Source organism: Streptococcus australis (genome assembly GCF_003943615.1).
GTDB classification, from domain to species: Bacteria; Bacillota; Bacilli; order Lactobacillales; family Streptococcaceae; genus Streptococcus; species Streptococcus australis_C.
This window is the reverse complement of sequence record NZ_RJPZ01000007.1, coordinates 59,749-82,612: the sequence shown is the minus strand read 5'-3', so window position 1 is coordinate 82,612 and position 22,864 is coordinate 59,749. Positions and strand designations below refer to the sequence as shown.

Below are 22,864 nucleotides of genomic sequence, written 5' to 3'. Positions count from 1 at the left end.
AGCGACTATTTGTCTTGTGTCGGTTCTTTCTTTGCTTGTGGTTGAGCTTTGAATGAACTAGAATCCTTTGTCAGCACAATATCGTCTGCCTTGATATACCAGTCAACATCTGCTCCTTGATAGGTGGCAGTAGCAACGGTGTCCGCAATGGGATTGATAAGTTCCACCCGTGCGTTATAATCAAACTCTTTCAAAGGCACGCTGGCAGGAATACTTACTTGAATCATGCGTCCTTGTCCTTTGGATTTTAAGTCATAGGTACGTTCCTTGATTTCATCTGAAACCGACCCGTCTTCATTTTGGATTCTCACTTCACGACGTAGAGCAGAGAATTTCAATTCTCCAAAAGTCGTGTCTTTATCTAATACAATGCCATTTGCTAATCTCATCATTTTTCCTCTCTTTCTTTATTCTTTTATCATGTCGTCAGCATGTAAAAGGTAATTTGTAAAACCACGAGTGCCGATTTTGTAGCCCTCTGCGGTAATACGTGGATTGACTAACTTCACACGTTCCTCAAAGCCGAAATGTTTTTCGCCAGCTTCAGCAGGAAGCACCACCACAATATCATCTGCTCTTTGAACATCAGAATAGAGATTATAGCTTCTTGATAAGACAGTTAGCCGTCCGTTGATTCTTCGCTGAACGACTTTATCCTCGCCAGCAAATTCTAAATTGCCGAATGTTTTTTCCATGTTGGGAATCACAAATTTAAGTTCCATATTTTTACCTATCCTTTCTTTTTTATTGGCTGAATGAATGTTTGATGGTCTTAAAGAGTGGGGAACGACCTTTTGATTCTTGATTTTTTGTTTTCATAAGTTCACTTCCTTTCAAAATCGGGTAAAAAAATAGACACCTCATTTTTTGAAGTGTCTACCTATTAAATATTCAAATTTTATTGGAAGTATCTTTATATCTTCACTTTTCAAGGATAAATCGTCGTATCAAAGCTCATTCATAAGTAGTAAATTAGTAGTAAATTGAGTGGTTTTGACCTTGATAAAGTGTGATAAGTCCAGTTTTTATGCGGATAACTAGATTTTTATGCTATTTTTAAAATAAAATATCTAGATAATTGTTCAAAAAAATGACTCCTATTACTTTGAGTCATCTAAGAATCTCTGAAACTTTCCGCCGTGAGAAAAATGCTTGAAACAGTGGCGTTTCAAGCATTCGGGAGTTTTGAACTTAAGGAAAGATTCTAGGAATTCTTTTTCTTCAATCTGAGACCGATACCTTCTCGGCATCCGTCTTTTCTTTTTAAAGTTGATTCAAGATAGTCTGAAAATCGTTTTTTACTTCTTCGATGGAAGTGGTCACTTCCTGACGAGTCTGGTTATTTTTGACGGTGATTTGGCCACTTTCAACCTCGCTACCACCTAAGGCAATGATAGTTTTTGCCCCAAAGACGTCAGCTGACTTGAACTGAGCCTTCAACTTACGTCCTAGGTAATCACGTTCTGCGATAAAGCCTTGACGACGAAGAGCCTGAACCAATTCCAAGCTGGCCACTTCTGCTTCTGAACCCAGGACAGCTACATAGACATCTAACGATGCCTCTACAGGAAGTTCAACTCCTTGTTTATCAAGAATCAACAACAGACGTTCAAGTCCCATCCCGAAACCAAATCCTGGAGTTGCAGGTCCACCAAAATATTCTACTAAGCCATCGTAACGACCTCCCGCACAAACGGTCAATTCATTTCCATCTACTTCTGTCACGAATTCGAAAATGGTGTGGTTGTAGTAGTCTAGGCCACGAACCATATTGGTATCGATGACATAGTCAATTCCTAGTCCATCTAGCATAGCCCGCACGGCATCAAAGTGTGCCTGGCTTTCTTCGTCCAAGTAGTCTAGGATAGATGGAGCATTCTCAACCGCTTGTTTATCTTCTTTTTCTTTTGAATCCAAAACGCGGAGCGGATTTTCCTCTAAACGGCGTTGGCTATCCTTTGAAAGTTGGTCCTTCATCGGAAGGAGGTAGTCGATCAAAGCTTGACGATAAGCCGTCCGACTGGCTGTGCTACCAAGGGTATTCAAGTGGAGGACGACATTTTCAATGCCAATCTCTTTGAAGAATTGGTCAGCCATGGCAATCGTCTCGACATCCGTTGCAGGATTGCTAGATCCAAAACACTCTACTCCAATCTGGTGGAATTGACGCAAACGGCCAGCTTGAGGGCGCTCATAGCGGAACATGGGACCGATATAATAGACCTTGCTTGGCTTTTGAACCTCTGGTGCAAATAGTTTATTTTCAACATAGGAGCGGACCACCGGTGCTGTCCCTTCTGGACGCAAAGTAATGTGACGATCTCCCTTATCATAGAAGTCGTACATCTCCTTGGTCACGATATCCGTTGTATCCCCAACAGAACGACTAATTACCTCGTAATGCTCAAATATCGGTGTGCGGATCTCAGCATAATTGTATTTTTTAAAGGTTTCGCGAGCAAATCCTTCTACATATTGCCACTTAGCGGACTCCTGTGGCAGGATATCTTGGGTTCCTTTTGGTTTTTGTAATTTCATAGACACCACTCCTTTGCTTGCTTTGTACTATTTATTCTATCATAATTTCTAGTTCGTGACAGTGCTCAAGCGATAAAATCATCCCACAAGCCCATTAGGAAGAGAAAAAGCTAGCTTCTCCAGGCCCAAAAAAAGAGCCCGCATCAAATGCAAGGCTCTATTTCTTTCGTTGCTTTACTTGCAACTATCTTATAAGATATTTTCATATTGTTCGCGAACTTCCTGTGGCCAGACGCTGGTTTGGACTTCTCCGATATGTTTCTTACGAAGCAAGAACATAGCCATCCGCGATTGACCAATCCCGCCTCCGATAGTTAGTGGAAACAGGCCATTCAAAAGCGCACGATGCCACTCCAATTCCAAACGATCTTGATCTCCTGTAATAGCAACCTGGCGTTTGAGGGTGTCCTCATCAACCCGGATCCCCATAGAAGACAATTCGAAAGCCGCACCAAGGTTATCATTCCAAACAAGGATATCCCCATTTAAGCCCTTGTAGCCATTTTCGGTCTCCGTTGTCCAGTCGTCATAGTCCGGTGCCCGTCCATCGTGTGGTTTGCCATCTGACAAGACGCCACCAATCCCAATCAAAAAGACTGCTCCATATTCTTTGGTGATGGCATTTTCCCGTTCTTTTGGTGTCAGTTCAGGGTAACGCTCTACCAACTCTTCTGTATGGATAAAGGTGATTTGTTTAGGTAAGATAGACTCAATATCATAGCGAGCTTCAACAGCCAACTCCGTCAAACGAATGGCCTTGTAGATCTTTTCAACTGTTTCTTTCAAGTAAGCGAGGTTGCGGTTACCATTTGGAATAACCTTCTCCCAGTCCCATTGGTCGACATAAACTGAGTGGGTCGCATCCAAGGAATCTTCATCCGGACGAAGGGCCTTCATATGGACAAAGAGACCTTCCCCTTCCCCAAAGCCAAATCGCGCTAAGGTATGGCGTTTCCATTTCGCAAGGGAATGAACCACTTCATAGGTCTCGTTGGGAATTTGCAAGACCTTTACAGAGACAGGGTTTTCCACTCCAGATAGGTTATCCTGCATTCCATCTCCTACCTTACTCAAGATTGGACCTTGAACCTCAACGACTTCTAGTTTATCTTTCAAATACTGGGTAAACGTTGTTTTTACAAATGAAATTTCTTCTTGCTGGTGAATAAAACTCTTCTTCATAGAGACTCCCTTTAAATAGTTTGATTTTGATTATACCCTTTTTTAGAGAAAAATCAATAGGTACCGCTTCCGAACATTTATTTAGAAGTCAATTCCAATTATCTGATATTTGATGTACAACACATTACGTTTTTTCTACTATTTAATTTAAATAATCAAAGTTATAGTATTGAAACACGGTTTACCTTGTGATATAATTCACTACATAGGATCGTTTTATAACTAAAACTTTAGGAAGGAGGTTCTTAAAATAGTTTTCAAAGAGTCCTATATCGTGTATTAGACACAAACAATGATTTTATAATTTTAGGAGATATATTGGAAAAAATGAAAAGAATTTTTAATAGACGACTGCTTAAGCTTTTATTTATGGCTTTTTTACCGTTGCTACTAATTCTCATCGCTCCCAAAAAAGTGGTGCAAGCAGCTGATGTTAGCAATAATGTCAGCTCATTAACTGTTTCATCAAACGAATTGTATAACGGAGGACAAACAACTGTTAAATTCACTTTTGACGAGCATGCTCAAAAAATTAAGTCGGGAGATACCCTCCAAGTAACTTGGCCAAATTCAGGAACAATTCATGGGGCTGGATTTAAGAAAACCATTAAATTAACAATTGAAGGTACGTACGTAGGAGATATGGTAATCACTGATGGAGAAGCCAAAGTGACCTTTAATGACGGAATCACAAATCTTGAAAACATTCGTGGTTGGGGGGAGTTTGAAATCGAAGCCCACAATGAAACCAATACCGAGAAAGAACACACGGGTAGTTTTCGTATCACGAGTGGGACCAAAACTGTGGATATTTCCGTCAAGAAAGTAGCTACCGGAAAGTCCTCTGCACCATTTTACTTAAAGGTCGGGGACATGAAAGCTAATGATCCTGATCATATTCTATGGAGCTTAAATATCAATAATATGAAGGTGGATGTTGATGATGAAGTACGCGTAGAAGACCAAATTCAGCCAGGCCACACTCTGGAGACAGATAGTTGGATGATTATCGTAACAGGTAAAAAGTCGGGATATTATAGTGGATCTGATGCGATTACAAACTTTTTAAAAGATTTTCCTAATGCTCAATTTACTGCAGATGCGCAAACTGGAAAAATTTCAATTAAAATTCCTCAAGAAGACGCCGTACTAACAGGTTTCACAGTAATATATAAAACAAAAGTAACAAATCCTGATCAAGCTAAGTTTGAAAATCATAGCCAAGCTTGGTATCGTATAAAAGGTGAAGCAGCTGTTGTAGCCATAGAGAAGAATTCTTCTGTATCAAATATTCGAGCGGATGGTGGTGTTGATGGTGATAAAACCACTACAACAACTACAACAACAGAGGAACCTACAACCACAACTACTACCACTACAACAGAGGAACCTACAACCACAACTACTACCACTACAACAGAGGAACCTACAACTACAACAACTACCACTACAACAGAGGAACCTACAACTACAACAACTACCACTACAACAGAGGAACCTACAACTACAACAACCACCACTACAACAGAGGAACCTACAACTACAACAACTACTACAACAACAACTCCGGGAAATCCAGATAACCATGGTGCAGGTGAAGGTGATGGTGAAACCACAACAACTACTACAGTAAGTGAAGATACAACCACAACAACTACTACAGTAAGTGAAGATGCAACCACAACTACTACTACAGTAAGTGAAGATGCAACCACAACTACTACTACAGTAAGTGAAGATGCAACCACAACTACTACTACAGTAAGTGAAGATGCAACCACAACTACTACTACACCAGGAAACCCTGGTGGAAATGGAGATGGTAACGGTGGCGGACGCAAAGTCCTTCTCCCAAGTACAGGTGAAGTCTTAGCAACTGGCCTAGTATTCTCAGGAGTACTTGTCCTATCAGGTGCTATTGTAATGAAACGAAAAATGTCTAATAACTAGCAGTCTGTATTTTAACTTACTAATTTATCTTAAAGTTTGACAAAAGGTTTTAAAAGGATTTACTTCTAATTTAGAGGTAAATCCTTTTTCTAATCCTTAACTCTTTAAAATAAACTTCAAAATTATTTGCTCCACTCTAATATATGCATCTCTACTAAATTTGGATATATGGCTCACCTCATCAATTTATACTATATTTTGATATGATTTTATAATATACAAACATATTTTGGGTTGATACATTATTTTATTTGTGATATAATTCACTTTGTAGAAAATATTTTTGATTTCAAATCCCAACGTGATCTTGCATATTAAACAGTATTTCCTACAAAGTTATGTTGTAGCCGTGTGTCTTATAAACGATTATTTTATTACATTCTTCCTTATAAAAGTGTAAATAAATGATTTTTATAAAACACCCAAGTTTATGAAAAAGGAAGGTAAAAATGGACAAAAAGAAAAGTTGGATTTTTCCGTTCATTCTTTGTTTATTAGTTGCGATTTTTACATTTAATTGGAATAAAATCTCTGCAGAAACTCCTGAGGTTTCAGTCTCTGGAAAATTTGTGGATACAATCCAAAATGTTAAAGTATCAAATAACGAAGGAGGAGTTCTTGACTGGGACTTACAACAGTGGGCAACTTTCCGAATCAACGCTGATTATGATTTGTCTGGAAAAAATGTTAAAGCAGGAGATTCAACTGTAGTTACTGTTCCAGATGCTTTGATGATTACTAACACTTCGTTTCAAATTCTTGATATAAATACGAAGGAAGTTATCGCAAATGCTGAGGTAAGCCCAGATAATAAATCCATTACAATTACCTATACGGATTATGTTGAAAAACACTCAGATACCAGCGGATCATTCTTCTTTTACGCTCGTATCGATTTCAAAAAACACCCTCAAAAAGGTGAGGTTCCAGTAGAAATCACCATTAACAAAGAAACAAAAGTTGCTGGTAAAGTTTCATTTACTGGTATAGGTGATGGAAATCCTAGACTTCTAACAAAGACTAGTTGGGTAAACGCAGGGGACCAAAGGGAAATTCAATACACGATTTCTGTCAATCGTACAAAGCAAAATATTAAGAATGCCACACTCGAAGATCACTTACAATTTACGAATGCTTCTTACGAAAAAGATAGCATTAAAATTATTAAAGGTAAATTCTCTTATGATACTGGTGAATGGGTATTCTCTGATAGAGTTGATGTAACAGACCAGCATAAGATTACCATTAGCGAAGATGGTCGATCATTTGTTATCGATTTAGGTGATGTTACTGAAAATGACCAATATCGTATTGCTTATAATGTTCGTTTAAATTATGATCCTGCTGACGGAGAGGTCTTGAGAAATGAAGCAACTCTTAAAGGTCTAGGTATTGAAACCAAAAATGTAACTAATGCTGCTGCCGTTCAAATTGCTGGTGGTGCTGGTGTTGGTTATGTTTACTCAATCAATATTCATAAAGTCGATGATGCTAACCAACCACTTAAAGGTGCTAAGTTTAGAGTTGTTCGTCAAGCTAATAATCAAGTTATCGGTGAGTTTGAATCAGACGAAAATGGTAATATTGCCGTTGGTAAACTGTTGAAAGATAAATATATCTTAACTGAAACTGAAGCCCCTTCAGGTCATATCATCAAAGAAGCTGATACTGTGGTTAATGTTGAAGATTTTGGAGCAGACCATTCAGTAACCAAAACGATTGTGAATCCGAAGGAAGAAACAACCACTTCAACGACAACCACGACAACAACTTCNACTACCACAACAACCGAAGAGCCGACTACAACTTCAACTACCACAACAACTGAAGAGCCGACTACAACTTCAACTACCACAACAACTGAAGAGCCGACTACAACTTCAACTACCACAACAACCAAAGAAGATACAACCACTTCAACCACTACAGGTGAAACAACTACAACTACAACTACTACAAGTGAAGAACCGACTACAACTTCAACGACTACTCCAACACCAACTCCGTCATCTTCAACAACTGAAGGTACCGGCGACGGCAAAGGTAAAGGTCGTAAGAAATTTCTCCCAAGTACAGGTGAAGTCGCAGCTACTGGATTCATTGTCCTAGGAGCAGTTGTTCTATCAGGCGCTATCTTATTGAAACGTAAACTTTCAAATCAATAAACCTGACTAAATCGCAACCTCTAGCTAATAGCTAGAGGTTTTTTCTTCTAGCTTAATTTGACAATTGAAGAAATCTTAAATTAATGTTTTCATACACATCTTTTTACATTACTCAACTTTCCGGAAAATGACTCTTTTTCGAAAAGTCATAGTTTTTAAATTCTTTCTATAAGCTAGTATATTCATTGAAATTTATCCAAAAAAGGTAGAGTTTGGATTGAAATACAGTGCAATATATCGCATTAGGCAAAAAGAAAAAACGCTTGAAATCAGCGTTTTTCTTCTGTATTGATTCGTATTGAACCCCTACTTCACTTCTGTAAACACAACGTGTTTGCGAAGTTTTGGTGAGTATTTCTTCAATTGAAGACGATCTGGAGTGTTACGTTTGTTTTTAGAAGTAAGGTACAAGCGTTCACCAGATTCTTTGTGTTCAAGTGTAATATTTACGCGCATGGTATCTCCCTTCTATTATTCAGCTGATGCAGCTTTAGCGATCTTACGTCCTTTGTAGTATCCTTTAAGTGATACACGGTGAGAACGTGAGTAATCTCCAGTTGCTTCGTCAAAGTTTACAGATGGAGCTGTTACTTTGTAGTGCGTACGACGTTTGTTTTTCTTCGCTTTTGATGTGCGACGTGCAGGTACTGCCATTTCGTTTTTCTCCTTTTAAGATATAAATTCAATTAGGTTTGATTTTCATCAACTTTAACAGTATAACAAAACTTTTTTGTAAAGTAAAGTTACTTGACAAAAAATTGTTAAAAAAAATCTCCCGCCTCATCAAATGGGACAGGAGTTTTCCTTAAAGGTCTATTTCAAATGGCTCATCAATCATTTCCGAAACGTATTTGCCATCCTTTTTTCGTTGCTTGACACATTCTGTCAGCAGGTACTCGATCTGACCATTGACCGATCGAAAGTCATCTTCTGCCCATGATGCGAGAGCAGCATATAACTTGGCTGACAGTCTAAGTGGAATTTGCTTTTTCTTTTGATCAGCCATTCTTAATAGAGACTTCCTGTGTTGACAATTGGTTGTGCATCATGATTGCCACAGAGAACGACAAGAAGGTTCGATACCATGGCAGCCTTCCGTTCTTCGTCTAGCTCTACAATCTCTCCTTCGCTCAAGCGTTCAAGGGCCATTTCAACCATCCCAACTGCTCCATCGACAATCATCTTCCGCGCATCGATAATGGCAGACGCTTGTTGGCGTTGAAGCATCACAGCTGCGATTTCTGGAGCATAGGCCAAGTAAGTAATGCGAGCCTCTAGAATTTCAAGCCCAGCATCTTTAACACGCTCCTGAATCTCTTCTCGAATGCGACTGGCCACGATTTCACTGGAGCCTCGGAGACTACCCTCATCTGCCTGGCCATCTCCTGTCGTATCGACATTAGGAGCTACATCATAAGGATAGATGCGGACAATATTACGAAGGGCACTATCACACTGCAATGAGAGATATTCTTTGTAGTTATCCACATTGAAGACTGCTTTAGCCGTATCCACTACGCGCCAAGTAACTGCAATACCAATTTCTACAGGATTCCCTAAGCAGTCATTGATCTTCTGGCGAGAGTTGTTCAAGGTCATCACTTTTAAGGAAATATTCTTTTTACCTGTCTCTATGGAAATATTGTTGCCTTCTGCTGTTTTACTGACAGACATGGGGGACTTGGTGGTGACATCACCACTTTGGCCCAAGCGGGTGTTATTGGCAGGATTGACAGCGACACAGAAGGGATTGACAAAGTAAATACCCGCTTCGCGAATGGTTCCAATATAGTCCCCAAACAAGGTCAAGACCAAGGCCTCTTGCGGTTTAATAATTTTGATCCCCGCATAGCACACCAGACTAGCAATAAAGAGAAAAATACAGGTAATAACTCCAATTGCAAGCGGGAAACCTTCTGGTAAACTAGCAATCGCACTAATAAAGGCAAAAACTAAAACAAGATCTCCAACTAGCAAGCCTACAAGAACAGCTAAGCCGTTTTTCTTTTGGGTTAAAATTTTTTCTTCCATGGGACGAGCCCTTCTTTCTTTATGATATCTAAATGATATCACTTTGTACGCAAAAGTCAAGATATAACTGTAAATTATTTTAGCAAAAACTAAGTAAGCTGAATTGTCTGAAAATTCAAGAATTTTCTTCTGACGTTGGGCCGTAAATTGTGCTATAATAATAAAAAAACGATGAGAGGGAATCAGATGACAGAATTAGATACACGCCATCGCAGTAGCGTATACGACAGCATGGTTAAATCACCTAACCGTGCCATGCTTCGGGCAACTGGGATGACCGATGAAAGCTTTGAAAAACCAATCGTAGGTGTGATTTCTACTTGGGCAGAAAATACACCTTGTAACATCCACCTTCATGATTTTGGAAAATTGGCCAAAGAAGGTGTGAAAGATGCAGGTGCTTGGCCAGTTCAATTCGGAACCATTACGGTTGCGGATGGGATCGCTATGGGGACACCAGGGATGCGCTTCTCCTTGACTTCTCGTGATATCATTGCAGACTCCATCGAAGCAGCCATGGGCGGTCACAACGTGGATGCCTTTGTAGCGATCGGTGGCTGTGATAAGAACATGCCTGGTTCCATGATTGCCATTGCCAACATGGATATCCCAGCGATTTTTGCCTACGGCGGTACCATTGCACCAGGTAATCTGAACGGCAAGGATATCGACTTAGTTTCTGTTTTCGAAGGGATCGGGAAATGGAACCACGGTGACATGACGGCCGAAGAAGTGAAGCAACTGGAATGTAATGCCTGCCCTGGCCCTGGTGGTTGTGGTGGAATGTACACTGCCAACACCATGGCGACAGCGATTGAGGTCCTTGGGATGAGCTTACCAGGTTCATCTTCTCACCCTGCTGAATCAGCAGATAAAAAAGCTGACATCGAAGAAGCTGGTCGTGCAGTTGTCAAGATGCTTGAAATGGGACTAAAACCATCTGACATCTTGACCCGTGAAGCCTTTGAAGATGCCATTACGGTGACTATGGCCCTGGGTGGGTCAACCAATGCGACCCTTCACTTGCTTGCCATCGCTCACGCAGCCAATGTTAACTTGACCCTTGAGGACTTCAACGATTTCCAAGAGCGTGTGCCTCACTTGGCAGACTTGAAACCTTCTGGTCAATACGTCTTCCAAGACCTTTACAATGTTGGTGGTGTGCCAGCTGTCATGAAATACCTTCTGAAGAATGGTTTCCTTCATGGTGATCGGATCACATGTACCGGTAAAACTGTTGCAGAAAACTTGGAAGCTTTCGCTGATTTGACACCAGGTCAAAAAGTCATCATGCCACTTGAAAATCCAAAACGTGCGGATGGTCCATTGATCATCCTAAAAGGGAACTTGGCTCCAGAAGGGGCAGTTGCCAAAGTATCAGGTGTTAAAGTGCGTAACATTACTGGTCCTGCTAAGGTCTTTGACTCCGAAGAAGCTGCCATTGAAGCGGTTCTTTCGGATGAAATCGTGGATGGCGACGTTGTTGTTGTCCGTTTCGTAGGTCCTAAGGGTGGTCCTGGTATGCCGGAAATGCTGTCCTTGTCATCCATGATCGTTGGTAAAGGCCAAGGAGATAAGGTGGCCCTCTTGACAGACGGACGCTTCTCTGGTGGTACTTACGGTCTCGTTGTCGGACACATCGCACCTGAAGCCCAGGTCGGTGGCCCAATCGCTTATCTCCACACAGGGGACATGGTAACAGTCGACCAAGATACTAAAGAAATCACCATGCACGTCTCAGACGAAGAGTTGGCCAAACGGAAAGCTGAAACTACCTTGCCGCCACTGTATAGCCGTGGGGTTCTCGGTAAGTATGCCCACACAGTATCCTCTGCTTCTCGTGGTGCCGTAACCGACTTCTGGAATATGGAACAGTCTGGTAAACAATAAGATATGAAAAAACTCACTTTACGAATTTGTAAAGTGAGTTTTATTGATTTATCGCGGTGGAAGGCCAAGTGCAATACGCCCATAACGGCTGATCCGGGTAATTTTCCAAGCTGGCGACCAGGTTACTTCTACTTTGACGTCTTCAATACCGTCAATTTCTTTTAGGCGAGCGACGATTTCGATAGGCAAACTTTCCGCACAGTCACAAGCGGTATCGGTAAAAGTCATGACTACCTTGCAAGTCCCTTCCTCATCCAGATCCAGCTCATAAATCAAACCAAGGTTGTAGACGTCCAATTCAACATCGGTATCAAACACAAGCTCTAACTTTTCAATCAATTGTTTCTCCAGTGCTAGGGCACGGTCGTTAATCTTGATATCCTCTCTCATCTCGCTATCCTTTCCCTCTTTCAATGAAAACTATTTTCTCACAATTCTGACAATAATGCAAGTTAACCTACGAAAAGAAATGAAGACTTGTACCAATGACAGTATCCGTCTTAAGACTGATTTAAAATTACAGGAACTTATCTTAAGTTTTCTTTAAGTTTTCCGATTTATACTAATACCATCAAATGAAGACCTCCTAACTTTGTTTGATAGAAAATCCTAAACTTTTTCATAATAATCTCCCTATAAGAGCCACCAAATCCGGTGGCTTTTTCTATGGGAGTGAGACAGAACAATCTTTTAAAATTGTTCGTTGTCTCACCCCCGCACAGTTGATTAGGTATTCTTTGGAGCTATAAGAGCGAACAAAGATACCAATCAACCACTGCGTTATGTAATTATTACTAAGCCTATTTCCTTAAACCAATCCTAACAAGGACCGTAGACGAGTTCAGGTACATTGACGCAGTTCGAACGCTAGTGAGAATTACGATTCTTAGAAAACTGAATAAGGTGAACTCGGTGAGTTCAACCAAATTTAGAGATATGGATGCAGTTTAAGCGAAGCGAAAACTACGTGCCTATAAAAATATGTTCGAAGACAGTTTTAAAACCTTCAAAAAATTTTTTCAGTTCGATCTTTCTATTATTTCCTATATTTGTAGGCAAAACAGCTATTTTACAAGCTTTATTCATCGATAATTCCTTTTGCCTCCTCCAAGTTCTTGTGCTATAATGATACGGATGCTGTTCATTTTCAAGCAAGGAGGTACATTATGAAACAAAACCATTCACGTTTTCTTATTCCAGGAATCTTATTACTAGGAGTGGTCTTACGTGCACCATTTACGACCCTTTCCACTGTCTTATCAGATATTGCTGCTAGCTTTGGTGTCGAAGTGAGTTCTCTAGGCCTCTTGACGAGTCTGCCCCTATTAACCTTTGCTATTTTCTCTCCTTTTGCTACCAGCTGGGCGAGACGCTTTGGAATTGAGCGACTCTTTCTCGGAGTTTTGATCCTGATGACGATTGGATCGGCCCTACGTACCATCAATCTCCCTCTCCTCTATGTGGGAACTCTTTTGATCGGTGCTGCCATTGCCTTTATCAATGTCCTTCTACCAAGCTTGATCCAAGCCAATGAACCAAAACGTCTTGGCTTCTTGACTACCCTCTATATCACTGCAATGGGCTTGTCTACTGCGGTCGCTTCTTCTGTCGCTGTTCCTATTACTCAAGCTACCTCTTGGCAAGGCCTAGTCTGGGTGCTGACCCTTGTCTGTGCGGTCGCTCTTGTGATCTGGCTCCCCAATGCTCGCCACAATCATTATCTGAAAAAAAGCTCTTCTTCTCATGAAAATAAGACTAGCTGGTATAAGAATGGTAAGGTCTGGGCCATCATGCTTTTCTGTGGTCTACAGTCTCTCTTGTTCTATACCACGATGACCTGGCTTCCTACCATGGCGACTCAAGCCGGCATCAGTCAAGCCAATGCAGGAATTTTAGCATCTGTATTCACCCTGATGAGTCTTCCTTTCTCTATGACCATTCCAAGTCTCACCACCAGCCTTTCTGAACGAAACCGACGTATCATGCTGATAACGACTGTTTTAGCTGGTTTTACTGGTATTGCCATGCTGTTAATAAAGACAAACAACTTCATTTACTGGTTGATCCTGAATATCTTGATTGGAAGTTTTACGAGTATCCTATTCCCTTACCTCATGGTCACCTTCTCCATGAAGTCTAGCTCTCCTGAGAAAACTGCTCAACTCTCTGGGCTGGCTCAAACAGGAGGATATATCTTTGCTGCACTTGGACCTATCTTATTTGGTTCAAGCCAACAAATCTTCCACTCTTGGACACCCGGAATTTTAATTCTTCTGGTTGTTGCTTTATTTATGAGTATCGCTCTCTATCAAGTAGAAAAATCTGATGTTATCCTTTAATCCACTAGGTCCCATTGAGCAATGGGATCTATTTTTATACAAAAAAGAATCAGGAATATCCTGATTCTTTGCTATGTCTTAATTATTCGTAAAATGATACGTGTACGTGGTCGTAATGATTTTCTGTTACGCTACCACGGTCTGGCATTTCATTCCAAGTGTTTGCTGGTCCATAAATATTATTTACTGGAGCATAGAAACGTTGTTTCCAGATGATGTAAGAAATTCCATTTTCTTGCATGTGATCGATTGCATATTGAGCTACTCGATCACCAATCTCTGAACTTTCTGGAACCATGACGTCGATCGCAAGGCCTTTACCGTGATCTTCTGGGTCACCAGGACGGTAACCACCGATATCAGTCAAGCCAAGTTCATTTATTACTTGTTCTTTGAAGCGAATCGTTTGAGGTTGAAGACCTTCATTTGAAGTAGGTGTCGCAGTTGAAGGAGTTGAAGCTGTCGTGTCAACAATTGGTGCTGGTGCACCATATTGTGGTGTTGAAGCAACCGCAGTAACTTCTGGTTCTGCTGGAACTTCAACGACTGGTGCTGGTTCCGCTACTGGAGCCGCTGGTGCTTCCTCAACAACTGGCGCTTCTACGGGAGCAGCTACTTCAGCTGGTGTTGCAGCAGGTTGCGCAGGTGCCTCTTCAACAACTGGTGCTGGTGCTTCCTCTGCTACTGGGGCTGCTGGTGCAGGTGTTTCTGGAGTTGGCAAGCTTTCTGATACTTTGTCTGCCACTGCTGCTACAACTGCAGGTGCTTGAGGGAGTTCTACAGGTTGGTTGCTCTCATCTGCTACTGGTTTTGTCAAATCACCCACTGCAACAGTTTGGTTGTCTACTTTAATTTGGTTGTTAGTCAAATCAGCAGAAGTTGTCACAGTTGCATCACCATTACCTGTTGTAGGAGTTTGGATTTCTACACCTGTCACTTGGTTTTGATCATTGACAGTTGTTGTCAAGACAGTTCCTGGGAAAATCAAATCAATGTTGCTGATTTGGTTCAAGTTTGCCAAAACAGTTACGTCAACATTCAAAGCTTCCGCAATCGTGCTTAATGTATCCCCATACTTGATAGTGTAGGTTTGTTTGTTTTCTGAAGTTGAAATATCCGCACGAATTTCATCTACAGAACGGGCAACCCAGTCCCCATTTGATTCTGCTTTACCAGTTGTAAATGGCAAGACTGCCATAGCAACAGTAGAAGCAATTAGAGCTTTTTTGTTTACTTTCTTCATACGTTCTTTCCTCGTTTTCTTATTTTCGGAGATCCAACTCCAGACAGATATATTTAATATTTTATCACATTTTTTTGTCCGGGAAATGACTCTTCTTTTCTTTTAATCTAACTGACCCTAATTTGTAACATTAGCTCTTACTTGTTACATTCTCTTAATATTTAGTGACAGTTAGTACTATTTGGATAATCAAATTAATTTGTTTTATCAGAAGCCTTCAAGAGCCCTGAAGGAAGGGATTTTAGGAGATTTTTCAGTTGAATAGAAGTTAAAAAACACCCCAAGTTTGTCTCCTGTAAAGATCACTTGGGGTGCTATTTTTAACGGCTTTGTATCTTATAATTGAACACGCCTACAACTCTTTGGAAAATAGGAAATCCAACTAGAAGCTGGCGCTTCGTCGCTGGATTTCCTATTTTCCTTTGAGTTGCTTAACGGCTTTATATCTTATTTGACCTTCATCATTCTGACCAGGTTGGCGCGTTCGGCTTCTTCGAGTTTCATTTCGATATAATAGATGGTCTCCTTGAGGTCTGGAATGGTCGCATACTCCAGTCCATTTACCCGACGGCGCGTTTTTTCGATCTCATCGGCCATGAGCTGGCAAGTTTTTTCAATCTCAGCTAGACGCAGCAGGTCTGGGAGGAGTTCTTCCATTTCTTGAATGGTACTATCCATCTGACTATTGGAAGCCACGTAGCTGTAGACCACGTCTCCCTCATCGTCTCCATACGGATTATCGATATGGGCATGCATCTTGGGCACGCGCACACTCATGATATTCTCCGTCTCGATATGCAGGCTGACCTCACGCGTCGGCACCGCAAAGATTTCCTGGACCATGAGGTCATTTTCCAGACATTTGGCGAGGACAAATTCTTGCATATTTCCGACGAGAGCTGCCTCAACCTTCTGGCGGAGGCGGTCATTTTCACGGACCGATTCGATGAAGCGTCGCATGAGCTCATCTCGTTTGTCCTTGAGAAGTTTATGCCCTCTAGTTGCTGTCTTCAGACGCTCTTTGAGGGTGTTTAACTCCATCCGGGTGGGTTTGACATTTAATCGTGCCATTTGACTTCCTCCTTTCTACTCCTAGGCTTGTGCTTCCTTAGAAGTTTTTGGGAGGTATTCGTCAATCATATCATCCTTGATCCGCTTGAGCTCTGTCCTTGGCAAGATAGCCAGCAATTCCCAGCCCAGATCTAGACTTTCTTGAATGCTCCGATTGGTAGTAAAGCCTTGATTGATGTATTCCTTCTCAAAGCGATCAGTAAATTTGACATAGAGCTTGTCTGTATCTGACAAGGCAGATTCCCCAAGCACCACGGCTAACTCTTTTGCTTGTTTCCCTTGGGCATAGGCCGCAAAGAGCTGGTTCATGGTCGCCGCATGATCTTTCCGAGTCTTCCCTTCACCAGATCCCTTGTCTTTCAAACGAGAAAGAGATGGAAGGACATTGATCGGTGGACGGTAGCCACTGTTGTAGAGATCACGAGACAAGATAATTTGCCCTTCTGTGATGTAGCCTGTCAAGTCAGGAATTGGGTGGGTGATGTCATCTTCCGGCATGGAGAGGATCGGAATCTGGGTCACAGATCCTTTCTTTCCAACCAAGCGTCCTGCACGTTCGTAGAGGGTGGATAGGTTGGTATAGAGGTAACCTGGATAGCCCCGACGTCCTGGAACCTCCCGGCGAGCAGCGGATACTTCCCGAAGGGCTTCACAGTAGTTGGTCATATCCGTCATGATGACCAAGACATGCATGTCTTTTTCATAGGCCAAATATTCTGCAGCTGTCAAGGCAATCCGAGGAGTTGCAATCCGTTCGATAGCTGGGTCATTGGCTAGGTTGATAAAGAGGACAGAGCGGTCAATAGCCCCTGTTTCTCGAAGGTCATTCATAAAGAACTCAGCTTCTTCAAAGGTAATCCCCATGGCCGCAAAGACCACGGCAAAGTTTTCTTCGGAATTCAGTACCGTCGCTTGACGGGCAATCTGAGCCGCCAACTCCTTGTGAGGAAGACCAGAACCGGAGAAGACTGGAAGCTTTTGCCCCCGAACCAGGGTGTTCAAGTGGTCAATAGCTGAGATTCCTGTCTGGATAAATTCATCCGGATAATCCCGCGAAACAGGGTTGATGGCTTGACCATCAATGTCCAAGTACTTCTCTGGGATAATCTCCGGACCACCATCGATGGGTTTGCCCATCCCGTTAAAGATACGACCCACCATGTCTTCGGACACTGGAAGTTCTAGGGGACGTCCGGTAAAGCGAACCTTGGCTTTTTCCAAGTTGATCCCGCTAGATCCTTCAAAGAGCTGGACCATCGCCTTGTCTTCTTGAACTTCGAGGACTTGTCCCTGACGCGTTGTACCGTCATGGAGCTTGATTTCTACCAGTTCATTGTAGTGAACCCCTTGGACCTGATCGACAATCATCAAGGGGCCAACAACTTCGCTGACAGTACGGTATTCTTTAATCACGCTCATTGTCTACTCCTCCTTGGGCTACGATTTGGTGTAGGGTTTCTACGATTTCTTCTTTCAAAGCTTGGATGGTAGCCAACTGATCCTCATGGATGAACTTGCTACGGGCAATGCGGTCCCGAAGGTCTACCGTTCCTTCCATGATTTCTGTGAAGTAGGCCCCTAATTCCAATGCTTTTTGACTTTCTTGGTCAAAGGTTAAAATGTTGGTCAATAAGGCAACCTGCTTGCTGAAAGAAGTATAGGTGTCTACCTCATCAAAGGCATTTTGTTGCAGGTAGTCTTCGCGGATCATCTTGGCCGCATTCATGGTCAAGCGGTCTTTTTCAGACAAGGAGTCCAGACCAACCAGGCGTACAATCTCTTGCAATTCACTCTCTTTTTGCAACAGGTTCATAGCGCGAGTCACTTTTTCTGCCCAGCTAATCTGCTCATGCTGGTCAATGTATTGGCCCACCTCATCTTGGTATAGGGAATAAGAACTCAACCAGTTGATGGCTGGGAAGTGGCGACGTTGCGCCAACTGAGCATCTAGTCCCCAGAAGACCTTAACGATCCGCAGGGTGTTTTGCGTTACGGGCTCTGAGATATCTCCACCCGGAGGGGAAACAGCACCGATAGCAGTAATAGAACCTTCACGCGCAGTGGTTCCGAGTGTCTTGACCCGGCCGGCCCGTTCGTAGTACTCGGCAATCCGGCTACCAAGATAGGCTGGGTAGCCTTCATCTCCGGGCATTTCTTCTAGACGACCAGACATTTCACGAAGAGCCTCTGCCCAGCGCGACGTAGAGTCCGCCATGATGGCAACGGAATAGCCCATATCACGAAAGTATTCGGCAATAGTAATCCCTGTATAGATGGAAGCTTCCCGCGCTGCCACTGGCATGTTCGAAGTGTTGGCAATCAAAACCGTCCGTTGCATGATGGATTGGCCGGTTGTTGGATCGATCAATTCTGGAAATTCATTCAGAACGTCTGTCATTTCATTTCCACGTTCTCCACAACCAACGTAAATTACGATGTCCACATTGGCAAACTTAGCCACCTGGTGTTGCACGACGGTTTTTCCAGCTCCGAAAGGTCCAGGAACTGCCGCAGCGCCACCTTTTGTCACTGGGAAGAAGGTATCAATGACCCGTTGACCTGTCACCAAAGGCTCTACTGGGATCAGTTTTTGTGCAAAGGGACGGCCTCGACGAACCGGCCATTTTTGCATCAAGGTTCCGGTAAAGAGGCTGCCATCAGCCTGCTCGATCTCATAAACTGGCTCCTCTACTGTGTAAGAACCAGCTGCAATCTTAGTCACACGCCCACTGACTCCGTAAGGTACCATGATGCGGTGTTCCACCATATTGGTCTCTTGAACGGTACCGACGATGTCTCCAGCGACCACCTCTGTTCCTTCTGCCACACTTGGTTCGAAGGTCCATTTGGTGTCACGATCGAGATTGGGAACTTGTACCCCACGAACCAAAAAATCACTGGCAGTCACTTCTTGGAAACGTTCCAAGGGGCGTTGGATCCCGTCAAACATCTGAGAAATCAAACCTGGTCCCAACTCAACCGAGAGGGGAGCCCCAGTTGTGACCACCGGTTCACCTGGTCCGACTCCAGACGTTTCTTCATATACTTGGATAGATGCCTCATCCCGACGCATCTCAATAATTTCGCCAATCAAACCAAGATCGCCGACCCGGCAAATATCTTGGATGTTGGCCTCCTGCATCCCTGATGCGACCACCAAGGGACCGGAAACTTTAATAATTTTTCCTTGAGTCATGTATTCCTCCTGGGAATCCTTTGTTTCTTTGTATTACTTTTGCGCCATATCGGCTAGAGATTGCTTTTGTTGACCATTTTCATCGAAATTTGTTGGATCCAACCAAGCTTCGAAGCGCTCTTTGATAGCTGGCCATTCTTGGTCAATGATAGACAACCAGTCTGTGTCTCGAGTCCGACCTTTATAAACAAGAGCCTGGCGGAAACAGCCTTCATAGGTGAATCCCAGGCGCTCAGCTGCTTTGCGCGAAGCTTGGTTTAAGGCATCACATTTCCACTCATAGCGTCTGTAGCCCAAATCCTCAAACACATAGCGCGCCAAGAGATACTGAGCTTCGGTTGCCATGCGTGTCTTCTTAAGCAATGGTGAGTAGGTCACCGCTCCAACTTCAATCACCCGGTTGGCTTGATCCATCCGCATGAGAGAGAATGTCCCTAAAGCCTTGCCGGAATCTTTGTCTACAATCGCATAGTAAAAGCGACCTTGGGCTGTCATGAGATCATCCAACAGGCAATCCCACTCAGCTTCATTGTGGGCAGGGCCATTGAATAGATAGGTCCACATATCTGCTGGGGAGGCTGGCCCGTAGACCTGATAAAGATCCGCTCCGTGTTTTTCCTTTGACAGGCGCTCGATTACGGTATAGCGACCCTCAATCCGCTCAATAGCTGGTAGACGCCCTGGTGTAAAATCTGGCAGTTCATCTCCAATCGCTTGGCCAAATTCATTTATTCTCATAAAATATCCTGCCCCACTGCTTTTTCGACATTATCCCGAATGCGTTGGCGTCCTAGCCCAGTCGAGCCCTTATGAGTAGGAATCAAGATGACTGCTGGAGTTACTTGGCGATCGTAGTGGGCAATGGTATCTGGGATTTCCTGAGCCATATCTTCCGTCAGATAGATGATGCCAAAATCTTCTTGGCTCAAGTGACGTAAGGTATTAATGGTTTCCTGAGCCTCTGCTACGGGAAAGGTCTGAAAGCCAATCATCTGAAAAGGAAGGATAGCATCTCGGTTTCCCACAACGGCAATTTTTTGCGTTTTACTGGCCATAGATCGGTCTCATCCTTTCTTTTATTTTGTCAATTGGAAGCTGATTGTCCAGACCCGTCAAGACCAGACGTAAATTCTTCACCTCCAGCTCTTTTCCGAAAAGATAGCGAGCTAAAGGCAAGGGGCCGTCTGTCTCAAAGGAAGCTTGTTCCAAAATTCGGTACTTAATCACATGCTCCAGGTATTCCACTGTCTCAGCGCTCACTCTCCCTGCTCGCATCTGCTCTTCGTACCGAGTCAATTCCACATCATAAGGCAAGGGATTGACTTGTTGGAACCAACTGATGAGGTTTCCCTGCTCCACACATTGGATGACTTCTCTTGCTGAGAGAGTTCCAGCATCGGACAAGAGTTGCTTCATAAAGCTTCCTGGCTTTTTCAGGCTGAGGGACCGCTCAACTGTGATGACATTGTAACAATCAATGGTCAAGGTGACCAGCGATTCTAAAAGTGGATGCTCGAGGTTTTCCGCCAAGCGTTTGAGATGATCAAAGTAAGCCAGATCCATGCCGATCTCCAGAACTCGAATATCCTGATAGTCGACATATTCCTGCCAGGTCGCTGCTACTTCCTGAGCCATAAACTCTGGACAGTTCTCTGAAGAAAAGGTCTTGGCTACTTGTTCAAGAACTGCTAAGGAATAGGGGCCTGCATCCAATAATAAGAAGTTCAACTCCCTCCCCGTTGCTCGCTCTTTCAAGAAAACCTTGAGATTGTGATAGGTGTACTTAAGGGCAAAGAGGTCGACCACAGCTGGATTCGGAGCTACTTGATAAGCCCAGTCATACTCTGCTAGAAGGTGCTTCATCAAGGCTTGCTCGACTACTTGGACTTGACGCAGTTGATCTGCCTCCAAGGCATAGGCCGTCCCTTGCAAGAGACTGGCACGCGCTTCTGCATCTGGGCTGATCAGAAGGGCATCAAACTGAGCTGGGCTCAAAAAACTAGCTTCACGTACACTAATCCCGGTATTTACTTGAGAATACGTCCGTTCACTCATAGGCCCTCCTAGTTCTTCTCTTCTTTAAAAATGCTAGCTGCCATATGGAAGCTCTGCTCCTCCCGTACAGCATCAACGAGATCACGGTAGAGATAGCTGGCATCCACTTTGCCAAAGGAAAGGATAAAACCTGCTTCTTGGGCAAGAGTTTCTTTTGCTAACTGAAGCTGTGGATAGGCCTCTATCAAATCCCGACAATCTTGATCCGTCAATTTTTCTGCCGTCACAGCACCTAGGGTTAAGACCATTGCTTGGTCTGCATAACGAGGAAGAATGCGGTGAAGAAATGCGAGTTCTTCTTCACGCGACCAAGCCGCCATTTTATGGTAGGCGTCCGCAAACAGCTCTTTTAAAACCCGTTGCTTGGTAACCAATGTTGATTGACGTTTTTGATTTTCGATTTGTTGGCTTTCACGTTGCAAGCGGCGCTCAATCGTCTGCAATTGAACCGCCCGTTGGTGTAACTTTTCTTCCACCAAACGAGCTTCCTGCAACTGAGCTTCTGCTTGTACCTTAGCCGTCGCTTCCGCCACTAATTTCCGGCCTTTTTCATGGGCCTGTTCAAGGATGGAGTCCTTTAATTGGGAATAATCCGTCATTGTTTCTATTTCCTCCTTTGGAGTTCTTCACCACCGATAAAAGACGAAGAGAAGCCTCCTCTTCTTTGACTTAGGTGTGTCTAGATTAGCCGACGCGAAGAGTCAAAAGGAAGGACACAACGAAGGCCAAGATGGCATAGGTTTCAACCATGGCCGCAAGGATAACCCCTTTCATCATGTCTTCTGGGCGTTTTGCCAAGATTTGCATCCCAGCAGTTGCGACATTCCCTTGGTGTTTCGCTGAGAAATAGCCAACAATCGCTACTGGAAGGGCTGTGAAGAAGTAAGCAACTCCTGTTTCAAGAGCCATATCTGGCTTAATTTGCAACCAGATCAAGATCCCGATAACGAAACCATACAGACCTTGTGTACCTGGCAGCAATTGCAAGATCAAAGCTTGGGCAAATTTTTCTGGTTGTTCTTTCAAGAGTGCGGCAGCAGCTTGACCAGTTTTACCAACACCGAGGGCTGAACCCATTCCGCTAAGAGCCACTGCAATGGCTACACCAAGTGCTGCAAAGAAGGCACCCCCATGGGTTGAGAAATATGAAGCTAAAGATTCCATGAATATACTCCTATAAAATTTTTTATGATTGATTTACTGA

The 22,864-nt window shown here is 43.1% G+C and carries 22 protein-coding genes; 4 read left to right on the top strand and 18 right to left on the bottom strand.

All coding sequences use genetic code 11. From position 1 onward, the window contains the following. Window positions 1-5: 5 nt before the first annotated feature. The 4 genes from D8785_RS08495 to asnA form a co-directional block, all read right to left on the bottom strand. On the bottom strand, window positions 6-392 hold the full coding sequence (locus D8785_RS08495; protein WP_000985015.1) for a YdcP family protein: 387 nt from the start codon (window positions 390-392) through the stop codon (window positions 6-8). Between the two features lie 15 nt (window positions 393-407). Beyond that, window positions 408-722, bottom strand: coding sequence for a YdcP family protein (locus D8785_RS08490; protein ID WP_000420682.1), 315 nt, complete (start codon window positions 720-722; stop codon window positions 408-410). A gap of 541 nt (window positions 723-1,263) precedes the next feature. Continuing rightward, window positions 1,264-2,538: a histidine--tRNA ligase gene (hisS, locus tag D8785_RS08480; RefSeq protein ID WP_125375137.1), complete on the bottom strand. Its 1,275-nt coding sequence runs from the start codon at window positions 2,536-2,538 to the stop codon at window positions 1,264-1,266. 189 nt (window positions 2,539-2,727) lie between these two features. After that, entirely contained in the window at window positions 2,728-3,720 is a 993-nt protein-coding gene (asnA, locus tag D8785_RS08475; RefSeq protein ID WP_023024964.1) for an aspartate--ammonia ligase, read from the bottom strand. A 327-nt stretch (window positions 3,721-4,047) separates the two neighbouring features. Between asnA and D8785_RS09900 the strand changes: the two genes are divergently transcribed. Both D8785_RS09900 and D8785_RS08465 read left to right on the top strand, forming a co-directional pair. Beyond that, the gene (locus D8785_RS09900; RefSeq protein ID WP_260469880.1) at window positions 4,048-5,670 is read left to right on the top strand and encodes an LPXTG cell wall anchor domain-containing protein; all 1,623 of its coding nucleotides are present in this window, start codon (window positions 4,048-4,050) and stop codon (window positions 5,668-5,670) included. A gap of 449 nt (window positions 5,671-6,119) precedes the next feature. Next, on the top strand, window positions 6,120-7,835 hold the full coding sequence (locus D8785_RS08465; protein WP_125375136.1) for an LPXTG cell wall anchor domain-containing protein: 1,716 nt from the start codon (window positions 6,120-6,122) through the stop codon (window positions 7,833-7,835). Window positions 7,836-8,141: 306 nt separating this feature from the next. Here the strand turns inward: D8785_RS08465 and rpmG are convergent, their stop codons facing one another. From rpmG to D8785_RS08445, 4 genes are all read right to left on the bottom strand, one after another. Beyond that, window positions 8,142-8,291, bottom strand: coding sequence for a 50S ribosomal protein L33 (gene rpmG, locus D8785_RS08460; protein WP_001265622.1), 150 nt, complete (start codon window positions 8,289-8,291; stop codon window positions 8,142-8,144). A 15-nt stretch (window positions 8,292-8,306) separates the two neighbouring features. After that, on the bottom strand, window positions 8,307-8,489 hold the full coding sequence (rpmF, locus tag D8785_RS08455; protein ID WP_003009516.1) for a 50S ribosomal protein L32: 183 nt from the start codon (window positions 8,487-8,489) through the stop codon (window positions 8,307-8,309). A 151-nt stretch (window positions 8,490-8,640) separates the two neighbouring features. After that, a complete protein-coding gene (locus D8785_RS08450) occupies window positions 8,641-8,841 on the bottom strand; it encodes a type II toxin-antitoxin system antitoxin (protein ID WP_120701386.1) in 201 nt (66 codons plus the stop codon). 2 nt (window positions 8,842-8,843) lie between these two features. Continuing rightward, on the bottom strand, window positions 8,844-9,866 hold the full coding sequence (locus tag D8785_RS08445) for an SPFH domain-containing protein (RefSeq protein ID WP_120701387.1): 1,023 nt from the start codon (window positions 9,864-9,866) through the stop codon (window positions 8,844-8,846). 186 nt (window positions 9,867-10,052) lie between these two features. On the opposite strand from D8785_RS08445, the gene ilvD reads away from it, so the two are divergent. Continuing rightward, window positions 10,053-11,756 (top strand): dihydroxy-acid dehydratase, encoded by a 1,704-nt coding sequence (gene ilvD, locus D8785_RS08440; RefSeq protein ID WP_125375135.1) that lies wholly within the window; start codon window positions 10,053-10,055, stop codon window positions 11,754-11,756. Window positions 11,757-11,804: 48 nt separating this feature from the next. Here ilvD and D8785_RS08435 read toward each other — a convergent pair whose 3' ends face one another. Beyond that, window positions 11,805-12,146, bottom strand: coding sequence for a metal-sulfur cluster assembly factor (locus D8785_RS08435; RefSeq protein WP_006595245.1), 342 nt, complete (start codon window positions 12,144-12,146; stop codon window positions 11,805-11,807). 776 nt (window positions 12,147-12,922) lie between these two features. Here D8785_RS08435 and D8785_RS08430 point away from each other — a divergent pair. After that, window positions 12,923-14,095 (top strand): CynX/NimT family MFS transporter, encoded by a 1,173-nt coding sequence (locus D8785_RS08430; protein WP_125375134.1) that lies wholly within the window; start codon window positions 12,923-12,925, stop codon window positions 14,093-14,095. A gap of 82 nt (window positions 14,096-14,177) precedes the next feature. On the opposite strand, the gene D8785_RS08425 is transcribed toward D8785_RS08430, so the two are convergent. The 9 genes from D8785_RS08425 to D8785_RS08385 all read right to left on the bottom strand — a co-directional run bounded on the left by D8785_RS08425 (window position 14,178) and on the right by D8785_RS08385 (window position 22,824). Continuing rightward, entirely contained in the window at window positions 14,178-15,338 is a 1,161-nt protein-coding gene (locus D8785_RS08425; protein ID WP_125375133.1) for a LysM peptidoglycan-binding domain-containing protein, read from the bottom strand. A 447-nt stretch (window positions 15,339-15,785) separates the two neighbouring features. Next, the gene (locus D8785_RS08420; protein WP_023027505.1) at window positions 15,786-16,409 is read right to left on the bottom strand and encodes a V-type ATP synthase subunit D; all 624 of its coding nucleotides are present in this window, start codon (window positions 16,407-16,409) and stop codon (window positions 15,786-15,788) included. A 21-nt stretch (window positions 16,410-16,430) separates the two neighbouring features. Next, window positions 16,431-17,828 carry a V-type ATP synthase subunit B gene (locus tag D8785_RS08415; protein ID WP_125375132.1) on the bottom strand — a complete coding sequence of 466 codons (1,398 nt, stop codon included), beginning with the start codon at window positions 17,826-17,828 and terminating at the stop codon, window positions 16,431-16,433. Further along, window positions 17,815-19,605 (bottom strand): V-type ATP synthase subunit A, encoded by a 1,791-nt coding sequence (locus tag D8785_RS08410; protein WP_125375131.1) that lies wholly within the window; start codon window positions 19,603-19,605, stop codon window positions 17,815-17,817. The genes D8785_RS08415 and D8785_RS08410 overlap by 14 nt, the downstream gene beginning before the upstream one ends. A 33-nt stretch (window positions 19,606-19,638) precedes the next feature. Next, window positions 19,639-20,343 carry a GNAT family N-acetyltransferase gene (locus tag D8785_RS08405; RefSeq protein ID WP_125375130.1) on the bottom strand — a complete coding sequence of 235 codons (705 nt, stop codon included), beginning with the start codon at window positions 20,341-20,343 and terminating at the stop codon, window positions 19,639-19,641. Then, on the bottom strand, window positions 20,340-20,660 hold the full coding sequence (locus D8785_RS08400; protein WP_023027501.1) for a V-type ATP synthase subunit F: 321 nt from the start codon (window positions 20,658-20,660) through the stop codon (window positions 20,340-20,342). Before D8785_RS08400 ends, D8785_RS08405 begins: the two co-directional genes overlap by 4 nt. Continuing rightward, the gene (locus D8785_RS08395) at window positions 20,650-21,660 is read right to left on the bottom strand and encodes a V-type ATPase subunit (protein WP_125375129.1); all 1,011 of its coding nucleotides are present in this window, start codon (window positions 21,658-21,660) and stop codon (window positions 20,650-20,652) included. The genes D8785_RS08400 and D8785_RS08395 overlap by 11 nt, the downstream gene beginning before the upstream one ends. A gap of 8 nt (window positions 21,661-21,668) precedes the next feature. Further along, complete coding sequence (locus D8785_RS08390) at window positions 21,669-22,259, bottom strand: hypothetical protein (protein ID WP_125375128.1); 591 nt, start codon at window positions 22,257-22,259, stop codon at window positions 21,669-21,671. An 85-nt stretch (window positions 22,260-22,344) separates the two neighbouring features. Beyond that, entirely contained in the window at window positions 22,345-22,824 is a 480-nt protein-coding gene (locus tag D8785_RS08385; protein WP_023024938.1) for a V-type ATP synthase subunit K, read from the bottom strand. Between the last annotated feature and the right edge of the window lie 40 nt (window positions 22,825-22,864).

Bases quoted from the DNA above. Each gene is read 5' to 3' on its own strand.
- rpmG (WP_001265622.1), bottom strand. From the start codon at position 8,291: ATGCGCGTAAATATTACACTTGAACACAAAGAATCTGGTGAACGCTTG.
- D8785_RS08410 (WP_125375131.1), bottom strand. From the start codon at position 19,605: ATGACTCAAGGAAAAATTATTAAAGTTTCCGGTCCCTTGGTGGTCGCA.
- D8785_RS08450 (WP_120701386.1), bottom strand. From the start codon at position 8,841: ATGGCTGATCAAAAGAAAAAGCAAATTCCACTTAGACTGTCAGCCAAG.
- D8785_RS08490 (WP_000420682.1), bottom strand. From the start codon at position 722: ATGGAACTTAAATTTGTGATTCCCAACATGGAAAAAACATTCGGCAAT.
- D8785_RS08445 (WP_120701387.1), bottom strand. From the start codon at position 9,866: ATGGAAGAAAAAATTTTAACCCAAAAGAAAAACGGCTTAGCTGTTCTT.
- D8785_RS08495 (WP_000985015.1), bottom strand. From the start codon at position 392: ATGATGAGATTAGCAAATGGCATTGTATTAGATAAAGACACGACTTTT.
- D8785_RS09900 (WP_260469880.1), top strand. From the start codon at position 4,048: ATGAAAAGAATTTTTAATAGACGACTGCTTAAGCTTTTATTTATGGCT.
- D8785_RS08395 (WP_125375129.1), bottom strand. From the start codon at position 21,660: ATGAGTGAACGGACGTATTCTCAAGTAAATACCGGGATTAGTGTACGT.
- D8785_RS08420 (WP_023027505.1), bottom strand. From the start codon at position 16,409: ATGGCACGATTAAATGTCAAACCCACCCGGATGGAGTTAAACACCCTC.
- ilvD (WP_125375135.1), top strand. From the start codon at position 10,053: ATGACAGAATTAGATACACGCCATCGCAGTAGCGTATACGACAGCATG.
- hisS (WP_125375137.1), bottom strand. From the start codon at position 2,538: ATGAAATTACAAAAACCAAAAGGAACCCAAGATATCCTGCCACAGGAG.
- D8785_RS08385 (WP_023024938.1), bottom strand. From the start codon at position 22,824: ATGGAATCTTTAGCTTCATATTTCTCAACCCATGGGGGTGCCTTCTTT.
- D8785_RS08400 (WP_023027501.1), bottom strand. From the start codon at position 20,660: ATGGCCAGTAAAACGCAAAAAATTGCCGTTGTGGGAAACCGAGATGCT.
- D8785_RS08435 (WP_006595245.1), bottom strand. From the start codon at position 12,146: ATGAGAGAGGATATCAAGATTAACGACCGTGCCCTAGCACTGGAGAAA.
- rpmF (WP_003009516.1), bottom strand. From the start codon at position 8,489: ATGGCAGTACCTGCACGTCGCACATCAAAAGCGAAGAAAAACAAACGT.
- D8785_RS08405 (WP_125375130.1), bottom strand. From the start codon at position 20,343: ATGAGAATAAATGAATTTGGCCAAGCGATTGGAGATGAACTGCCAGAT.
- D8785_RS08430 (WP_125375134.1), top strand. From the start codon at position 12,923: ATGAAACAAAACCATTCACGTTTTCTTATTCCAGGAATCTTATTACTA.
- asnA (WP_023024964.1), bottom strand. From the start codon at position 3,720: ATGAAGAAGAGTTTTATTCACCAGCAAGAAGAAATTTCATTTGTAAAA.
- D8785_RS08415 (WP_125375132.1), bottom strand. From the start codon at position 17,828: ATGAGCGTGATTAAAGAATACCGTACTGTCAGCGAAGTTGTTGGCCCC.
- D8785_RS08390 (WP_125375128.1), bottom strand. From the start codon at position 22,259: ATGACGGATTATTCCCAATTAAAGGACTCCATCCTTGAACAGGCCCAT.
- D8785_RS08425 (WP_125375133.1), bottom strand. From the start codon at position 15,338: ATGAAGAAAGTAAACAAAAAAGCTCTAATTGCTTCTACTGTTGCTATG.